Annotated in this window: 12 protein-coding genes; 7 read left to right on the top strand and 5 right to left on the bottom strand. The window is 72.9% G+C overall.

The genetic code is table 11. The annotated features are described in order from the left end of the window. Nucleotides 1–98: 98 nt before the first annotated feature. Nucleotides 99–560 (bottom strand): nuclear transport factor 2 family protein, encoded by a 462-nt coding sequence (locus ACFV1J_RS06055; protein WP_385856043.1) that lies wholly within the window; start codon nt 558–560, stop codon nt 99–101. 236 nt (nt 561–796) lie between these two features. Here ACFV1J_RS06055 and ACFV1J_RS06050 point away from each other — a divergent pair, with 236 nt between their 5' ends. After that, the gene (locus tag ACFV1J_RS06050; RefSeq protein ID WP_385856419.1) at nt 797–1,423 is read left to right on the top strand and encodes a TetR/AcrR family transcriptional regulator; all 627 of its coding nucleotides are present in this window, start codon (nt 797–799) and stop codon (nt 1,421–1,423) included. A gap of 262 nt (nt 1,424–1,685) precedes the next feature. On the opposite strand, the gene rocD is transcribed toward ACFV1J_RS06050, so the two are convergent. Both rocD and ddaH read right to left on the bottom strand, forming a co-directional pair. Continuing rightward, a complete protein-coding gene (rocD, locus tag ACFV1J_RS06045) occupies nt 1,686–2,939 on the bottom strand; it encodes an ornithine--oxo-acid transaminase (protein WP_385856042.1) in 1,254 nt (417 codons plus the stop codon). Then, on the bottom strand, nt 2,936–3,727 hold the full coding sequence (gene ddaH, locus ACFV1J_RS06040) for a dimethylargininase (RefSeq protein ID WP_385856418.1): 792 nt from the start codon (nt 3,725–3,727) through the stop codon (nt 2,936–2,938). The genes rocD and ddaH overlap by 4 nt, the downstream gene beginning before the upstream one ends. A gap of 55 nt (nt 3,728–3,782) precedes the next feature. On the opposite strand from ddaH, the gene ACFV1J_RS06035 reads away from it, so the two are divergent. Next, complete coding sequence (locus tag ACFV1J_RS06035; RefSeq protein ID WP_385856041.1) at nt 3,783–4,127, top strand: hypothetical protein; 345 nt, start codon at nt 3,783–3,785, stop codon at nt 4,125–4,127. A 134-nt stretch (nt 4,128–4,261) separates the two neighbouring features. Here the strand turns inward: ACFV1J_RS06035 and ACFV1J_RS06030 are convergent, their stop codons facing one another. Then, complete coding sequence (locus ACFV1J_RS06030) at nt 4,262–4,759, bottom strand: Lrp/AsnC family transcriptional regulator (protein WP_385856040.1); 498 nt, start codon at nt 4,757–4,759, stop codon at nt 4,262–4,264. Nucleotides 4,760–5,146: 387 nt separating this feature from the next. Here ACFV1J_RS06030 and ACFV1J_RS06025 point away from each other — a divergent pair, with 387 nt between their 5' ends. Next, nucleotides 5,147–5,905: a GntR family transcriptional regulator gene (locus ACFV1J_RS06025; RefSeq protein WP_385856039.1), complete on the top strand. Its 759-nt coding sequence runs from the start codon at nt 5,147–5,149 to the stop codon at nt 5,903–5,905. Nucleotides 5,906–6,247: 342 nt separating this feature from the next. Here the strand turns inward: ACFV1J_RS06025 and ACFV1J_RS06020 are convergent, their stop codons facing one another. Next, complete coding sequence (locus ACFV1J_RS06020; RefSeq protein WP_385856417.1) at nt 6,248–7,639, bottom strand: amidohydrolase family protein; 1,392 nt, start codon at nt 7,637–7,639, stop codon at nt 6,248–6,250. A 406-nt stretch (nt 7,640–8,045) separates the two neighbouring features. Here ACFV1J_RS06020 and ACFV1J_RS06015 point away from each other — a divergent pair, with 406 nt between their 5' ends. The 4 genes from ACFV1J_RS06015 to ACFV1J_RS06000 all read left to right on the top strand — a co-directional run bounded on the left by ACFV1J_RS06015 (nt 8,046) and on the right by ACFV1J_RS06000 (nt 14,803). Further along, nucleotides 8,046–8,963 carry a RimK family alpha-L-glutamate ligase gene (locus ACFV1J_RS06015; protein ID WP_385856038.1) on the top strand — a complete coding sequence of 306 codons (918 nt, stop codon included), beginning with the start codon at nt 8,046–8,048 and terminating at the stop codon, nt 8,961–8,963. Next, nucleotides 8,960–10,078 (top strand): RimK family alpha-L-glutamate ligase, encoded by a 1,119-nt coding sequence (locus ACFV1J_RS06010; RefSeq protein ID WP_385856037.1) that lies wholly within the window; start codon nt 8,960–8,962, stop codon nt 10,076–10,078. Before ACFV1J_RS06015 ends, ACFV1J_RS06010 begins: the two co-directional genes overlap by 4 nt. A 161-nt stretch (nt 10,079–10,239) precedes the next feature. After that, a complete protein-coding gene (locus ACFV1J_RS06005; protein WP_385856036.1) occupies nt 10,240–12,480 on the top strand; it encodes a family 2 encapsulin nanocompartment cargo protein terpene cyclase in 2,241 nt (746 codons plus the stop codon). 145 nt (nt 12,481–12,625) lie between these two features. Further along, on the top strand, nt 12,626–14,803 hold the full coding sequence (locus ACFV1J_RS06000) for a UvrD-helicase domain-containing protein (RefSeq protein ID WP_385856035.1): 2,178 nt from the start codon (nt 12,626–12,628) through the stop codon (nt 14,801–14,803). Nucleotides 14,804–14,807 lie beyond the last annotated feature (4 nt).

The raw sequence follows: 14,807 nt of genomic DNA, 5'->3' as shown, positions 1-14,807 counted from the left end.
TCTTTCCGGCAACGATTACGGAGGGTTAATTTGTTCCCTAGGTCGTAGCAGAGAGTTAAGTTGGTGGGGGTGGGGCGAGGCGGCGGGAGTTGGGGGCGTTAGGCGAAGGGGAGGGGGTGGCCCTTTTCGTGGTCTGGGCGGGGGCCGATGATGCGGCGGGCGGATTCCTGGATGGGGATGTCGTGGATGCCGGCCTCGCGGCGGCGCATCAGGCCGTGGTCGTCGAACTCCCACAGCTCGTTGCCGTAGCTGCGCCACCACTGGCCGTTGGTGTCGTGGCTCTCGTACTGGAAGCGGACCGCGATGCGGTTGCCGTGGAACGACCAGAGTTCCTTGCGTAGCGCGTAGTCCAGTTCGCGGGACCACTTCTGGCGGAGGAAGGCGATGATCTCGTCGCGGCCGCGGAGGAAGGTGTCGCGGTTCCGCCAGATCGAGTCCTCGGTGTAGGCGAGGGCCACTCGTTCCGGGTCGCGGGTGTTCCAGGCGTCCTCGGCGGCCTGGACCTTTTGCAGGGCGCTCTGCTCGTCGAACGGGGGGAAGGGTGGGCGTGGGGAGGTCATGGTGACTCCTTGTCGTGGTGCGGCCGGGGCGCACTCTTTAGTCGTTGCGCACCCCTCGGGAGGAGGGCGGGGAGAACGAGCGTTCTCGAGGTGCTGTGTCGGCTAGTGTAGAGAACGGGCGTTCTCCTCGCTACCGGTCGCCCCGATCAGTGCTGATCTGCCACCCATCACCCCCCTCCCGATCAGCGCCGATACGCCACCCGTCAACCCCCGAACACCCCGGACGTGACATGACGATGGACCAGGATGAAGCCCGGGGGCGGATACTTGATGCCGCCGAGGAGTTGTTCTACGGGCGCGGGATCCAGGCCGTGGGCATGGATGAGCTGCGGACCGCTGCGGGGGTCTCGTTGAAGCGGCTCTACCAGTGCTTTCCGGCCAAGCAGGATCTTGTCGAGGCGTATCTGCGGCGGCGGGATGCCCGGTGGCGGGCGGCGCTCGCGGAGTACGTGGACGCGCACGGCGAGGGGCCGGCGGAGCGGGTGCCGGCGGTCTTCGACTGGCTGGCGGAGTGGTTCGCGGAGCCGGATTTCCGGGGGTGCGCCTTCCTCAACTCGTTCGGTGAGCTGGGGGCCACGTCGGAGCAGGTCGCACGGGCCGCGCGGGAGCACAAGCGGGCGCTGGTGAGCTATCTGGGCGGGCTGGTGAGTGACCTCTCCGGCGAACTTTCGGAGGAGCAAATCTCCCTGCTCGCCGGCCAGTTGGCGTTGCTCGTTGATGGGGCGATCAGTGCGGCCGCTGTTGCCGGGGAGGCGGGGTCGGCCCGGCAGGCGCGGGCCGCCGCCGAGGTGTTGCTGGCGACGGCGGCCCGGATGGAGGGAGGGGGACGGCGGCCCGGTGACGACGGCCCCGTCTGCCCCTGACCTCACCACTCGCAAGGGCGGCCCCGTAAGGGCGGCCTCGCCCCTAACCTCACCCCGTAAGGACGCCCTGTGGTGGCGGTCCCGTACGGGCGGCGCCTCCGGACCCCGCACGGGCGCTGCCTCCGGACACCACCCCGCACGGGCGCCGCCTCCAGCCCCCGTACGGACGTTAGGCCTCCCGCCCCCATACGGACGTTCAGCCTCCCGCCCCCGCACGGGCGCCGCCCCCCCCGTACGGGCGCCGCCCCTCCTCGTACAGGCCTTAGCCCAAAGCCCGTTCCAGTGCCGTCAAGGCCGAGGTCAGTTCCTCCGGGGTGATGGTCAAGGGTGGGGCCAGGCGGATGGTGGAGCCGTGGGTGTCCTTGACCAGGATGCCTTCTGCCAGGAGGCGTTCGCTGATCTCGCGGCCGGTGCCGAGAGCGGGGTCGATGTCCACGCCGGCCCACAGGCCGCGGGCGCGGAAGCCGGTGATGCCCTTGCCGGTGAGGGAGGCCAGGCCGGTGCGCAGCTGTTCGCCGAGTTCGGCGGCGCGGCGCTGGAACTCGCCGGTGGCCAGGAGTTCGATGACGGCCGAGCCGACCGCGGCCGCGAGCGGGTTGCCGCCGAAGGTCGAGCCGTGCTGGCCCGGGCCGAGGACGCCGAGGACCTCGCGGCGGGCGACGACGGCGGAGACCGGGACGATGCCGCCGCCGAGTGCCTTGCCGAGCAGCAGGACGTCGGGGACGACGGATTCGTGCTCGACGGCGAGGGTGGTGCCGGTGCGGCCGAGGCCGGACTGGATCTCGTCGGCGATGAAGAGGCAGTTGGTTCGTCGGGTCAGTTCGCGGACGCCGGTCAGGTAGCCCTCGTTGGGGATGATGACGCCGGCCTCGCCCTGGATGGGCTCGATGAGGACGGCGGCCGTGGTGTCGTCGACGGCGGCTGCGAGGGCGGCGAGGTCGTTGTAGGGGACGGTGCGGAAGCCCGGGGCGAAGGGGCCGAAGCCGGTGCGGGCGGTGGCGTCGTCGGAGAAGCCGACGATGGTGGTCGTACGGCCGTGGAAGTTGCCGTCGGCCACCACGATCGTCGCGCGGTCGGCGGGGACGCCCTTGACGTCGTAGGCCCATTTGCGGGCGACCTTGATGCCGCTCTCCACCGCCTCGGCGCCGGTGTTCATCGGCAGGACCATGTCCAGGCCGGTCAGTTCGGCGAGGGCCTCGGCGAAGCCGGCCAGCCGGTCGTTGTGGAAGGCGCGGGAGGTGAGGGTGAGCTGGTCGAGCTGGCGGTGTGCGGCCTCGATGAGGGCCGGGTGCCGGTGGCCGAAATTGAGTGCCGAGTAGCCGGCCAGCATGTCGAGGTAGCGGCGGCCCTCGACGTCCTCGACCCAAGAGCCTTCGGCGCGGGCCACCACTACGGGCAGCGGGTGGTAGTTGTGGGCCAGGACCGGGCCCTCGGCGCGGATCAGCTCGGCGGACGAGCGGGGTGCCCGGGCGGGGGCGGCGGTGGGGGCCGGGACGGTGCGGACGGGTGCGGTCATGAGCGGATCTCCTGGGTGCAGCACTTGATGCCGCCGCCGGCCTTGTGGAACTCCGACAGGTCGACGGGGACGGGGACATAGCCGCGGGCGGCGAGCTGGTCGATCAGGGCGGTGGCCGGCGGTGCGACGAAGACGTGCCGGCCGTCGGAGACGGAGTTGAGGCCGAACGCCATGGCGTCGTCCCGGGTGGCGAGCACGGCCCCGGGGAAGAGCCGGCGCAGCACCTCGCGGCTGCCGGACGAGAAGGCGCCGGGGTAGTAGGCGATCTCCGCGTCGCCGGTGCCGGCGTCCTCGGAGAGGACGAAGAGCGCGGTGTCGAGGTGGTAGAAGTGCGGGTCGACCAGCTGCAGGCCGATGGTCGGGACGCCGAAGAACTCCTGCACCTCGGCGTGGGCCGCGCGGTCGGTGCGGAAGCCGGTGCCGGCGAGGACGTAGCGGCCGGCCGGGACGAGGTCGCCCTCGCCCTCGCACGGGGACGCGGGACGGTACACGTCGTAGCCGGCGGCCTTGAACCAGGCCTCGTACTCGGTGGCCTCCGGGCGGCGCTGCGGGGCGTGGAACTGCGAGCCGAAGACCCGGCCGTTCACGACGAGCGCGGAGTTCGCCGCGAACACCATGTCGGGCAGGCCGGGCGCCGGCGGGACGGTCTCGACGCTGTGGCCGTGCGTGCGGTAGGCGTCGACCAGGGCCTCCCACTGGCGGGCGGCGAGGGCGGTGTCTACCTGCGTGCCCTCGCGCATCCAGGGGTTGATGGCGTAGCGCACGTCGAAGTGGCGGGGCTCGCACATCAGGTAGCGGCGGGGGCGCGCCACGCGGGGCGGTACGGGGGCGGGGAGGCGCGTAGTGCTGGGGGTGATGCTGGGGGTGATCGGGCTGCTGGGGCTGCTGGGGCTGACCACACCGCTCGTGCTGCTGGGGCTGATCACACCGCTCGTGCTGCTCGTGGTGCTGGGGCCGCTCGTCACGCTTGCGCTGCTGGGGCTGCTCAACCCGTGCGCACTGGGCGCGCTGGGCGCGCCGGTCGTACCGCTCGTGCTGTTCACGATGCTCGCGGTGCTCACGATGCTCGCGCCGGCAGCGCTGCTCGGGGTGCTCGTCGCACTACTCGTCGGCACAGAAGTATCCCTTCCTCTCCGGTGGGACAGGCTGGGTGACCTCGATCCATGCGCTGTGATTCATGAACTGTGACACTGCGTCACTGGTCGTCACCCGGGCCTTACCACGGTAAGGAGGGGTGGATTCCGGCCACAAGCAACAAATGCTGCGTATATGAGCAGGAATCCTGCGTGCTACGGGTCAGATGCGCTCGTTCGCTGCATGGGCTATTTGCTTGGGCCGTGCTGGGCTGCTGCTTGGGCCCCGGCCTCCGGGCTGTCCGGGAGGAGGTGGGAGAGGACCATGTAGCTGATCGTCTTCCGGATGAACGGTTCGGCCCGGATCCGCTCCAGGACCTCCTCGAAGTGCTCGACGTCCGTGGCCCGTACGTGGAGCAGGGCGTCGGCGCCGCCGGTGACGGTCATCGCCGCCGCGATCTCCGGGTGGTTGCGGACGACCTCGGCCAGCCGGCGGGGCGGTGCCGCGCTGTCGCAGTACACCTCGACGTACGCCTCGGTCAGCCAGCCGAGGGCGGCGGGGCGGACGGTGGCGGAGAAACCGGTGATCACGTGGTGCTCGCGCAGCCGGTCGACGCGTCGTTTGACCGCGGTGGCGGACAGTCCGATGGCGGTCCCGATCTCCGCGAAGCTCGCCCGGCCGTTGTCGATCAGCGCCGCGATGATCTTCCGGTCGAGGTCGTCGAAGGGCACGGCCTTGTGGGTCACGGCGGGACCTCCTTGTCTTCCCAGTCCTGCGTGATCGCCGCACAGCAACGCACGGTATGCGTGACCGCCTCACGGTACGCACGGTGATCGCCTCACGGTAGCGGCCCGCCGGCGCCCCGTAGTGCTCCGCCCGTAGCGGCCCGCCGGCGCCCCGTAGTGCTCCGCCCGTAGCGGCCCGCCGGCGCCCCGTAGTGCTCCGCCCGTAGTGGTTCGCGGGTGCCCCGCAGTGGTCCGTCCGTGGTGGTCCGCCGGTGCCGGGTGGTGGCGCAGTCCCGGGGCCGGCCCGCAAACCGGCAGTTCAGGAATCTATGCAGGTCAGGCGGGGCGGCGTACCCTCGCGGCAACGCCGGTCGCCTAGCGTCGCGGGCGTAGGGAGGAGGGCTGGGAATGCCGGCGGATCAGGGGCGGCGCGCGGATCAGGCGCGCCGGGTGGCGCATGTGCTGCGGGGCCAGGTGCTGCGCGGGGCGTTCCCGGAAGGGGTGCTGCCGGACGAGCGGGCGTTGGTGGCCGAGTTCGGGACGTCGCGGAACACCGTGCGGGAGGCGCTGGGGTTGTTGCGGGACGAGGGGCTGGTGGAGCGGCGCCGGGGGGTCGGCACCGTGGTGGCGGGGCGGACGTACCAGCATCCTCTGGGGGAGCTGTCCGGGCTGGCGGAGGTGCTGCAGCGGCACGGTGTGGTCGTCAACGAGGTGCGCGAGGCGCGGAGCGTGCGGCCGCCGCAGGCGGTGGCCCGGCGGCTGGGGCTGGCGGAGGGGGCGGCGGCGGTCTATCTGGAGCGGCTGCGGCGGGTGGACGGGGCGCCGCTGTCGCTGGACTGTACGTATCTGATTCCGGAGGTCGGGGAGCCGCTGCTGGCGCGGGGGCGGGCGACGCTGGAGCGGAATGACGTCTTCGATCTGATCGAGCGGGTGGCGGGGGCGCCGCTGGGCCGGGCGGAGGTGTCGGTGCGGGCGGTGGTCGCGGATCCGGCGACGTGTGAGGTGCTGGCGATGCCGGAGGGCGGCGCGGTGCTCGCCGTGGAGCGGCTGACCCGGCTCGCCGACGGGCGGCCGGCCGACCTGGAGTTCATCCATCTGCGCGGGGACCGGCTGACGCTGCAGGCCACGCTGGACCGGGCGCGGGACGTCAATTCCGTTGTGGAGTAGGCGCGTTGGGGCTGCGCCGGGTCGGCGTGGTGGGCATGGGGTCCGCGGTCAATCTCCCCCGGGGGCGCAGGGTGCTCGGGGAGTGGGGGAGGCGACGGGCGGGTGGGGGCGGGGTGAGGGCGGGGGCCCCTAGGGAGGGGGCGAACAGATCCCCTAGCTAGGGGGTCCGGGCGCCCCCTCGGGGCCCACAACGAGCCAGAGGTGAGGGGTATTCCCGTGGAGGCCGACGACAGCCGGTGTTCCCGTGGGTGGGGCCGAGGCCAGCGGGTATCCCCGTGGGTGGGCCTACACCGGCGGGTGTCCCCGTGGGTGGGCTACACCGGCACGTATCCCCGTAGGGCCCTACACCGGCTCCACGCGTTGCAGTTTGGCGCGTTCGACGGTTCGGGGGCCGAGTTCGGCGGCGTGGGTGAGCAGGGCGTGGGCGTCCCAGTCGGTCGGCCAGCCGTGCCAGAGGCGGAGTCGGCCGGCGACGACGACGGCGGCGACCTGGTCGCGGTTCGCGAGGCGGACGAGTTCCCAGCGGAGGTCGTAGGAGGGGGTGAGTTCGGGGACGGCGAGGTTCACGACGAGGTAGTCGGCGGCCTTGCCGGCGGCGATCTCGCCGGTGACCTTGCCGAGGCCCAGGGCGTCGGCGCTGCGGGCGGTGGCGTGGTCCAGCCACATCCGGCCGGCGCCGCAGACCGAGTCGCCGGAGCCCAGGCCGTAGGCGAGGCGCTGGGCGGTCTCCGCGGCGTCGAGCAGGCGGAAGCCGTCGCCGCGGGTGCCGTCGGTGCCCATGCCGAACCGGACGCCCAGCGCGGCCAGCATGGTGGCGTGGTTGACGCCGTTGCCCTTCCAGGCGCTGGCCACCGGGTTGTAGCTGATGGCCGCGCCGGAGTCGGCCAGCAGCCGCATCTCCGTGGGGGTGAGGAGGGTGGCGTGGGCGCCGAGGGTGTGCGGGCCGAGTGCGCCGATGTGGTGGAGGTGTTCGAGGGGGCGCCGGCCGACGCTCTTCAACGAGCGTTCCACGGAGGCGAGGTGCTCGTTGACGTGGATCTGGAGGACCGCGCCGGCCTCGGCGCACAGGGCGGCGGTCCTGCGGAGGGTCTCGGCCGGGGCGTCCTCGGGGACGGCGATGGCCAGGGAGGGGTGGACGAGGGGGTGGCCGTCCCAGCGTGCGAGGTGGGCGGGGCCGCCGGTGCCGTCGGAGACGATCTTGGACAGGACGCAGCGGATGCCGGCTTCCTCGGTGCCCCTGGCGATCGCCGCCACGTCGACGGGGGCGCGGGTGCCGGCGTCGGCGACGGTGGTGAAGCCGCCGCGCAGGGCCTCCAGGGCGGCCAGTTTCGCGGAGACGTAGGCGCTCTCCTCGTCGAGGGCGTGCTCCAGTGGCTCCCAGATGGTCTTGAAGATCTCCGAGGGCTGGCCGAAGGACTGGGCCTTGCCGAAGCTCTGGGTCAGGTGGTGGTGCGCGTCCACGAAGCCCGGCATCAGCAAGTGGCCGTCCAGCCGCACCGGTTGGAGGTCGCGGTGGTCGGCGATGAGCTGCTCGGCCGGCCCGACGGTGTGGAACGTCCCGCCGGAGACGAGGACCGCCCGGTCGCGCACCGGGCCCTCGGGCAGGAGCAGCAGCTCGGGCACGAGCAGCTGCCGGTGGCCGTGGAAGTCCTCGGGCCGCGGCCCGTGATGGGGTGCCGCGGCCTCGGCCGGGCTCGTCGCGCCGAGTCCTGAGGTGCCGATGATGCCGCCCATGCCGGCCAGGAATCCCCGCCGGCCGAATCCGCTGTGCTGTGCGTTCGCCAACCCGCTCGCCTGCTTCCGTACTCCGGTACGCGGTGCGTACCGCTCGCCGATCCGTCCCCGGGGTGGCCCGACCCTAGGACCGCACCAGAATCGGAACAAGGGTTCCGGCATACGGGATTTGAGGGGTGGGGTGGGGGGTGGCGTTGGGTCGGAGGGGGGCGGTGGCGTGCCTGGTCAGGGCGGTCGGAGCGGGCGCCGAGGGTGGCGTAACCTCGCCGAAACATGGGGCGGGCGGGGATCCGTAGCGGCGCACGGGCCCTCACGGCCCCTGTCGGGCCGTGCGTGGGATCCTGGTGTGTCGCGGATCTGCCGGGCGGACGGTGGACGGACGCCCGGCGATGACGAGGATGCCCAGATGAGACTCTGCTTCCTGGTGGAGGAGCAGTACCGCCACGACGGCATGCCCAAGGACGTGATCCGCCAACTCGGCGCCTGGGGCCACCAGGTGGACGTCGTCCGGCCCGGCCGCTCGCTGATCCCGATATCCGAGTCGATCCGCGCGGGCAGCCACGACGCCTGGATACTCAAGACCGTCTCCGGCGGGCCGGGGCTGACCCTGTTGGAGGCCGCCGCCGCGGTCGGACTGACCACGGTGAACGACGCCCGGGCGATCCGCGGCGTCCGGGACAAGGCACTGGCCGCGGTGATCGCCCGCACCCACGGACTGCCGGTCCCGGTGACGTACGCGGCGGCCCGGGCCGAGGAGTTCGCGGAGCTGCCCGGCAGCGCGTTCCCGCTGGTGGTGAAGCCCGCGGACGGCAGCTCGGGGCGTGCGGTGCGGCTGGTCGAGAGCCCCGGCCGGCTGACCGGGCCGGGCGCCCCGGAGAACGACGGCGGGCTGCTGATCGCCCAGCCGTACGTCCCCAACTCCGGTACGGACCTGAAGGTTTACTGCGTCGCCGGTGAGCTGTACGCCACCGAGCGGTGCTCGCCGCTGCACCCCGGGCACGACGTCCCCGAGCGCCAGGTGCCGCTCACCGCCGAGGTCGCCGGGATCGCGGCGGAGGTCGGGGCGGTCTTCGGGCTCGACCTCTACGGCGTGGACGTGCTGTTGGGCCCGGACGGGCCGGTGGTCGTCGACATCAACGACTTCCCGAGCTTCCGTCAGGTGCCGGACGCGGTGGCCCGGGTGTCGGCGGCGGTGCTGCGGCTCGCCGGCGGAGACGGCGTGGGTGGCGCAGGCGGCGGGTACGGCGGGCAGCGGGTGCCGGCCGCGGCGGCGCGGACCGCGCCGGAGACCGTGCCGCTGGCGGCGATCGGCGGCGACCGGTGAGGATCGGCCTGATCACCACGGACCCGGCGCACCCGGTGCTGGCCGCGGTCACCGCCCTGCTGACCGCGGCCGGCCACCGGGTCGACCACCTGGACCCGGAGGGTCCGGAGGGTCACCGGGTCGGCCATCTGGGTCCGGAGGGTCCGGGCGGCCACCGGGGCGACCACCTGGATCCGGAGGGTCCGCACGGCCACTGGGGCGACCACCTCGACCCCGACGGTCACCGGGTCGGCCACCTGGATCTGGAGGGTCCGCACGGTCACCGGGATGACCACGCGGGCCCGGACGGTGCGGTGTCCGGCCCGGACCGTGGCGGGCTCGCCGATGTGTATCTCCTCAAGGCGCGGACGCCGCGGGCGCTGGCGTTGGCCGCCCGTCTGGAGGCGTACGGCGTTCCGGTGCTCAACTCGGCGGCGGCGACGGCCCGTTGTCAGGACCGGGTGGCGATGGCGGAGCTGGCGCGGACGGCGGGGCTGCCGTTCGCCGCGACCCGGGCGGTGGACACGATCGGGGAACTGGCGGCGGCGGGGGAGCCGGCCGGGCCGCTGGTGGTCAAGAGCCGGTACAGCCGGCGCGGTGACCTGGTGGCCCGCGCCGACACCGTCGCCGACCTGCGGGAACTGGCGGCCGGCTGGCCCGGGGAGCCGGTGGTCGTGCAGGAGTTCACCGCGAACAGCGGCTGGGACCACAAGCTGTGGGTGGTCGACGGGCAGCTCTTCGCCGGGTTGCGCCGCTCGGAGCTGGCACCGGACGGACGCGGGCCGACCCGGCCGCTGTCGCCCGGCGAACTGCCCGCCGGCTGGGCGGAGCTCGCGCTGCGCACCGGCGCGGCCTTCGGCCTGGAGGTCTACGGCGTGGATGTGCTGCGGGGGCCGGACGGGCCGGTGGTCGTCGACGTCAACGCCTTCCCCGGCATACGGGGCCAGGCCGGCGCGCCGGAGGCACTGGCGGACCTCGCCCTCCGCACCGCCCGTACCGCCGCCACGGCTCCCACGGCCCGTACCGCCCCCACGGCTCGTACCGCTGCCACCGCCGCCATCGCCCGTACTGTCCCCACCACCCATACCGCCCCAGCCGCCCAAGAAACGAAAGCGTGGCGCCGGAAAAGCGGCTGAAGTGATCGTCGGTGCGGAGTCGAACGGGCAGAAAGCGGCGGGGGCGGAAGCTCCTCCTCCGCAACGTCTAATGCGCCGGGCCCCGGGGTAGCGCTGCCCCCGTCAGGGGGGCGTGGTCCGGCGCGCCGTCCTTCCGCACGTATGGGGAGAGGCCAGCAACGGTGACACAGCCATTTGAATTGCCCCACTTCTACACGCCCCATCCGGCGCGGCTGAATCCGCACGTGGAGGCGGCGCGTACGCACTCCCGCCGGTGGGCCCGTGAGATGGGGATGCTGGAGGGCTCGGGCATCTGGGAGCAGCGGGACCTCGACGCCCACGACTACGCCCTGCTGTGCGCGTACACCCACCCGGACTGCGACGCGGACGCGCTCTCGCTGGTGACGGACTGGTACGTCTGGGTCTTCTTCTTCGACGACCACTTCCTGGAGAAGTTCAAGCGCACCCTGGACCGGGAGGGCGGCAAGCAGTACCTCGACCGGCTGCCCGCCTTCATGCCGATGGACGACACCACGCCCGTACCGGAGCCGACCAACCCGGTCGAGGCGGGTCTGGCCGATCTGTGGGCGCGCACCGTTCCGCACATGTCGGCGAACTGGCGCGGGCGGTTCGCCGAGAGCACCGAGCACCTGCTCAACGAGTCCCTCTGGGAACTGTCCAACATCGACATCAACCGGGTGCCGAATCCCGTCGAGTACATCGAGATGCGCCGCAAGGTCGGCGGCGCGCCCTGGTCCGCCGGCCTGGTCGAGTTCGCGGCCGGCGCCGAGGTCCCGGCCGCGGTCGCCGCCTCCCGGCCGTTGCGGGTGCTGCGCGACACCTTCGCCGACGGCGTGCACCTGCGCAACGACCTCTTCTCCTACCAGCGGGAGACCGAGGACGAGGGCGAGCTGAGCAACGGCGTCCTGGTGCTGGAGACCTTCCTGGACTGCACCACCCAGGAGGCCGCGGACGCGGTCAACGACCTGATCACCTCCCGGCTCCAGCAGTTCGAGAACACCGTGGTCACGGAGCTCCCCGCGCTGTTCCTGGAAACCGGCCTGGACCCCGCGTCCTGCGCGGCCGTGCTGGCGTACGCCAAGGGACTGCAGGACTGGCAGTCCGGCGGCCACGAATGGCACCTGCGCTCCAGCCGCTACATGAACGGCGGCGGAGCGGCGGCGGCCGGATCCGCGCAACCCTGGTCGCCGTTCGCCGCCGCCGGACTGGGCACCTCGGCGGGGGACCTGAGGACGGCGCTGACCACCGCCGGCGCGCACCGCTTCCGCAGCCACACCCACGTACCGCACCGGAAGGTCGGCCCGGCGCGGATCCCCGAGATCACCATGCCGTTCACCCTCACCCTGAGCCCGCACCTGGACGGCGCCCGCCGCCGGGTCATCGACTGGGCGCACCGGATGGGCATGCTGCGGCCGCAGCCCGGGGTGCCGCTCTCCGACGTCTGGGACGAGCCGGCGATGGAGCGCCACGACCTGGCGCTGTGCGCGGCCGGCATCCATCCGGACGCCACCCCGGACGAGCTCGACCTCGACTCCCAGTGGCTGGCCTGGGGCACCTACGCCGACGACTACTACCCGCAGGTCTTCGGCCGGGCCCGGGACATCGCCTCGGCCAAGGTCTGCACCGAACGGCTGTCGGCGTTCATGCCGCTCGACGCCGCCACGCCCGTCCCCGAGCCGGTCAACGCCCTGGAACGCGGACTGGCGGACCTGTGGCCCCGTACGGTGGCGGCGATGACGCCGGAGGCGCGCCACGACTTCCGCAGGACCGTCGACGTCATGACGGCCAGCTGGCTCTGGGAGATCGACAACCAGATCCAGAACCGCATCCCCGACCCGGTCGACTACATCGAGATGCGGCGGGCGACGTTCGGGTCCGACCTCACCATGTCCCTGTGCCGGATCGGCCACGGCCGGCGGGTGCCGCCGGAGGTCTACCGCACCGGCACCCTGCGCGCGCTGGAGAACTCCGCCGCCGACTTCGCCTGCCTGCTGAACGACGTCTTCTCGTACCAGAAGGAGATCGAGTACGAGGGCGAGGTGCACAACGGCGTCCTCGTCGTCCAGACCTTCTTCCGCTGCGACTACCCGAGCGCGCTGGGCATCATCAATGACCTCATGACCTCGCGCATCGAGGAGTTCCAGCACCTCGCCGCCAAGGAACTGCCCGTCGTCCACGACGACTTCCAGCTGTCCGCCGAGGCCCGTGAGGTGCTCGACGGCTATGTCCACGAGCTGGAGAACTGGATGGCCGGCATCCTCAACTGGCACCGCAACTGCCGCCGTTACGTCGCGTCCGAACTCCGCCACCCGACGGGTTCGCCCGGTTGGTGGGGCGTCCCGGACGGCCTGGGCACCTCGGCGTTCCGGCTCGGCCGGCGGCCGGTGGCGAGCGGCGGGTAGCCGTCCGCGCGGCGGGCCCGTGGGACCGCGGACCACGGGCCCGTGCCATGCCCCCGTGCCCCTCCTGTGCGCACTACCGCGTCATGTGCCACGGACCTATGGTTCATGACCCCGTGGGACGCGGGGCGAGGTGAGGGGGCGCGCGATGACGGCAGGCGGGTCGGCGGCGGGCGGATCGGCAGCACGGCGGGCCCAGGAGGCCCGGCGCCAGGAACGGCTGTTACGGGAACAGTGGCAGGCCGCCCGTCAGCGGGCCGAGCGCTGGGAGGCGGCCGGCGAGGGGGAGCGGCGGATCGCCGCCCAGCTGCTGATGCTGACCGAGCGGGGCTGGCGGCTGCTGGTGGACCGGCGCTGGCCGGGCACCCGGGCGGCCAACGTGGACATGCTGCTGATCGGGCCCGGCGGGGTCTTCGTCATCGACGTCAAGAACTGGCGGGCGGCGCCGGAACCGTCCGGCGGGCGGCTGCGGGCCGGCGGGTTCTCCCGCGACGAGCACCGGCGCAAACTCCTCGCGGTCACCAAGGCCGCCGAGGGCGCGGTGGCGGCGCTGGGCATGTCACCGGTGGCGGTCCGCCCGCTGATGGCCTTCGCCGGCCACCGCGTCGACACCGAACTGGGCCGGCTGCGGCTGCTGGGCGAGCACGAGATCGGCCCGGCGCTGCTGTCGGAGCGCACCCGGCTGCCCCCGGGCTCGGTACGGGCGCTCGCCGAGCACCTGGCCCGGGTCTTCCCCGAGTACGAGGACCCGGCGGCGGCCGGGACGGCGAACGGCCGGGCCCCGCGGAACCGGCCCGCGACCACGGCGGCCCCGCCGGCCGCACCGTCCGCGCCGGCCGCACCCGCCTTGGCGGACGACGGCCTCTTCGACCTCGACGGGCTGCGCCGGGCCGCACTGGACGAGGCCCGGCGGGCCCCCATCGAGCAGTGGATGACCTTCCTCGACCCCGACCAGCTGGCGCTGGTGCGCCGCAACTGGGCCGGACCGGCCCGGATCAGCGGCCCGGCCGGCACCGGCAAGACGGTCGTCGCCCTGCACCGCGCCGCGTACCTCGCCCAGCGCACGGGCGGCCGCGTCCTGTACGTCACCTTCGCCAACAACCTGCCCCGGGTGCAGGCGACGTTCCTCGCGACCATGGCCCCCGCGGTGGCCGAGAAGGTCGCCTTCCGCAGTCTGCACTCGTGGGCGCAGGAGTACCTCCAGTCCCGCGGCGTGCCGGTGCGGCTGCACGGGGAGAAGGCGGAGACGGCCTTCAGCCTGGCCTGGAAACACGTCGGCCGGGACAGCTGCCTGGCCGAGATCGATCCGCTGCCCCGTTACTGGAAGGAGGAGATCGACCACGTCATCAAGGGCCGCGGGATCACCTCCTTCGACGAGTACGCCGTGCTGCCCCGCCGGCGCCGCCGCACCAGCCTGCGCCACCCGCACCGGCAGGCCGTCTGGGCGCTCTACGAGGCGTACGAGGCCCAGCGTGCCGAACGCGCGGTGCACGACTTCAACGACGTGCTCTCCCTCGCGCTCGCCGAGACGGCCGGCCGCTCCGGGCACTCCCCCTACACGGCCGTCGTCGTGGACGAGGTCCAGGACCTCACCCTGGTCGGGGTGCGGCTGCTGCACTCCCTGGTGGGGGACAGCCCGAACGGACTGCTCCTGGTGGGCGACGGCCAGCAGGCCGTCTATCCCGGCGGGTTCCGGCTCTCGGACGCCGGGATCGACATCCGCGGCGACCGCGGGCAGGTGCTGCGCGCCAACTACCGCAACAGCAAGGAGATCGTGGACACCGCGCTGTCCGTCGTCGCCGAGGACGCCTTCGAGGACATCGACGGCTCGCGAACCCCGGGCCGGCGGGACGTCGACCTGACGTACCACCACGGCGAGGTGGTCCGGGCCGTGCTGCCCACGCCCGCGGCACACGACGCGGCGCTGGTGGCCGTGCTGCGCGGACTGACCCCGCAGGAACTGGCGGACTCCGCCGTGCTGTGCCCCGCCACCCGCGCCATCGAACGCTACCGGCGGCTGCTGACCCGGGCGGGCGTACGGGTCTGCCTGCTGGAGAACTACGACGGGCGGCCGGTCCCGGCGGTGAAACTGGGCAGCTACCGGCGGGCCAAGGGCCTGGAGTTCAAGCGGGTCTATCTGCCCCGTTACGAGGCGAACCTGACGGCGCGGAAGGACGGGCCGGACGATGCCGGGACCGCCCGTGAGCAGGGCGAGCTGAGGCGGAGCCAGCTGTTCGTGGCGATGACCAGGGCGCGGGACGTGCTGTGGCTGGGCAGCGTCCGGCCGAGCGGCACGGAGGGTGAATCTACCGAACGGGAGGAATAGGATA

It is taken from the genome of Streptomyces sp. NPDC059649, from assembly GCF_042734445.1.
Lineage (GTDB): Bacteria > Actinomycetota > Actinomycetes > Streptomycetales > Streptomycetaceae > Streptomyces.
Note: the sequence above shows the minus strand (reverse complement) of the source record. Positions and strands in the feature narration are given on the sequence as shown.

Bases quoted from the DNA above. Each gene is read 5' to 3' on its own strand.
- ACFV1J_RS06055 (WP_385856043.1), bottom strand. From the start codon at position 560: ATGACCTCCCCACGCCCACCCTTCCCCCCGTTCGACGAGCAGAGCGCC.
- ACFV1J_RS06050 (WP_385856419.1), top strand. From the start codon at position 797: ATGGACCAGGATGAAGCCCGGGGGCGGATACTTGATGCCGCCGAGGAG.
- rocD (WP_385856042.1), bottom strand. From the start codon at position 2,939: ATGACCGCACCCGTCCGCACCGTCCCGGCCCCCACCGCCGCCCCCGCC.
- ddaH (WP_385856418.1), bottom strand. From the start codon at position 3,727: ATGTGCGAGCCCCGCCACTTCGACGTGCGCTACGCCATCAACCCCTGG.
- ACFV1J_RS06025 (WP_385856039.1), top strand. From the start codon at position 5,147: ATGCCGGCGGATCAGGGGCGGCGCGCGGATCAGGCGCGCCGGGTGGCG.
- ACFV1J_RS06020 (WP_385856417.1), bottom strand. From the start codon at position 7,639: ATGGGCGGCATCATCGGCACCTCAGGACTCGGCGCGACGAGCCCGGCC.
- ACFV1J_RS06015 (WP_385856038.1), top strand. From the start codon at position 8,046: ATGAGACTCTGCTTCCTGGTGGAGGAGCAGTACCGCCACGACGGCATG.
- ACFV1J_RS06000 (WP_385856035.1), top strand. From the start codon at position 12,626: ATGACGGCAGGCGGGTCGGCGGCGGGCGGATCGGCAGCACGGCGGGCC.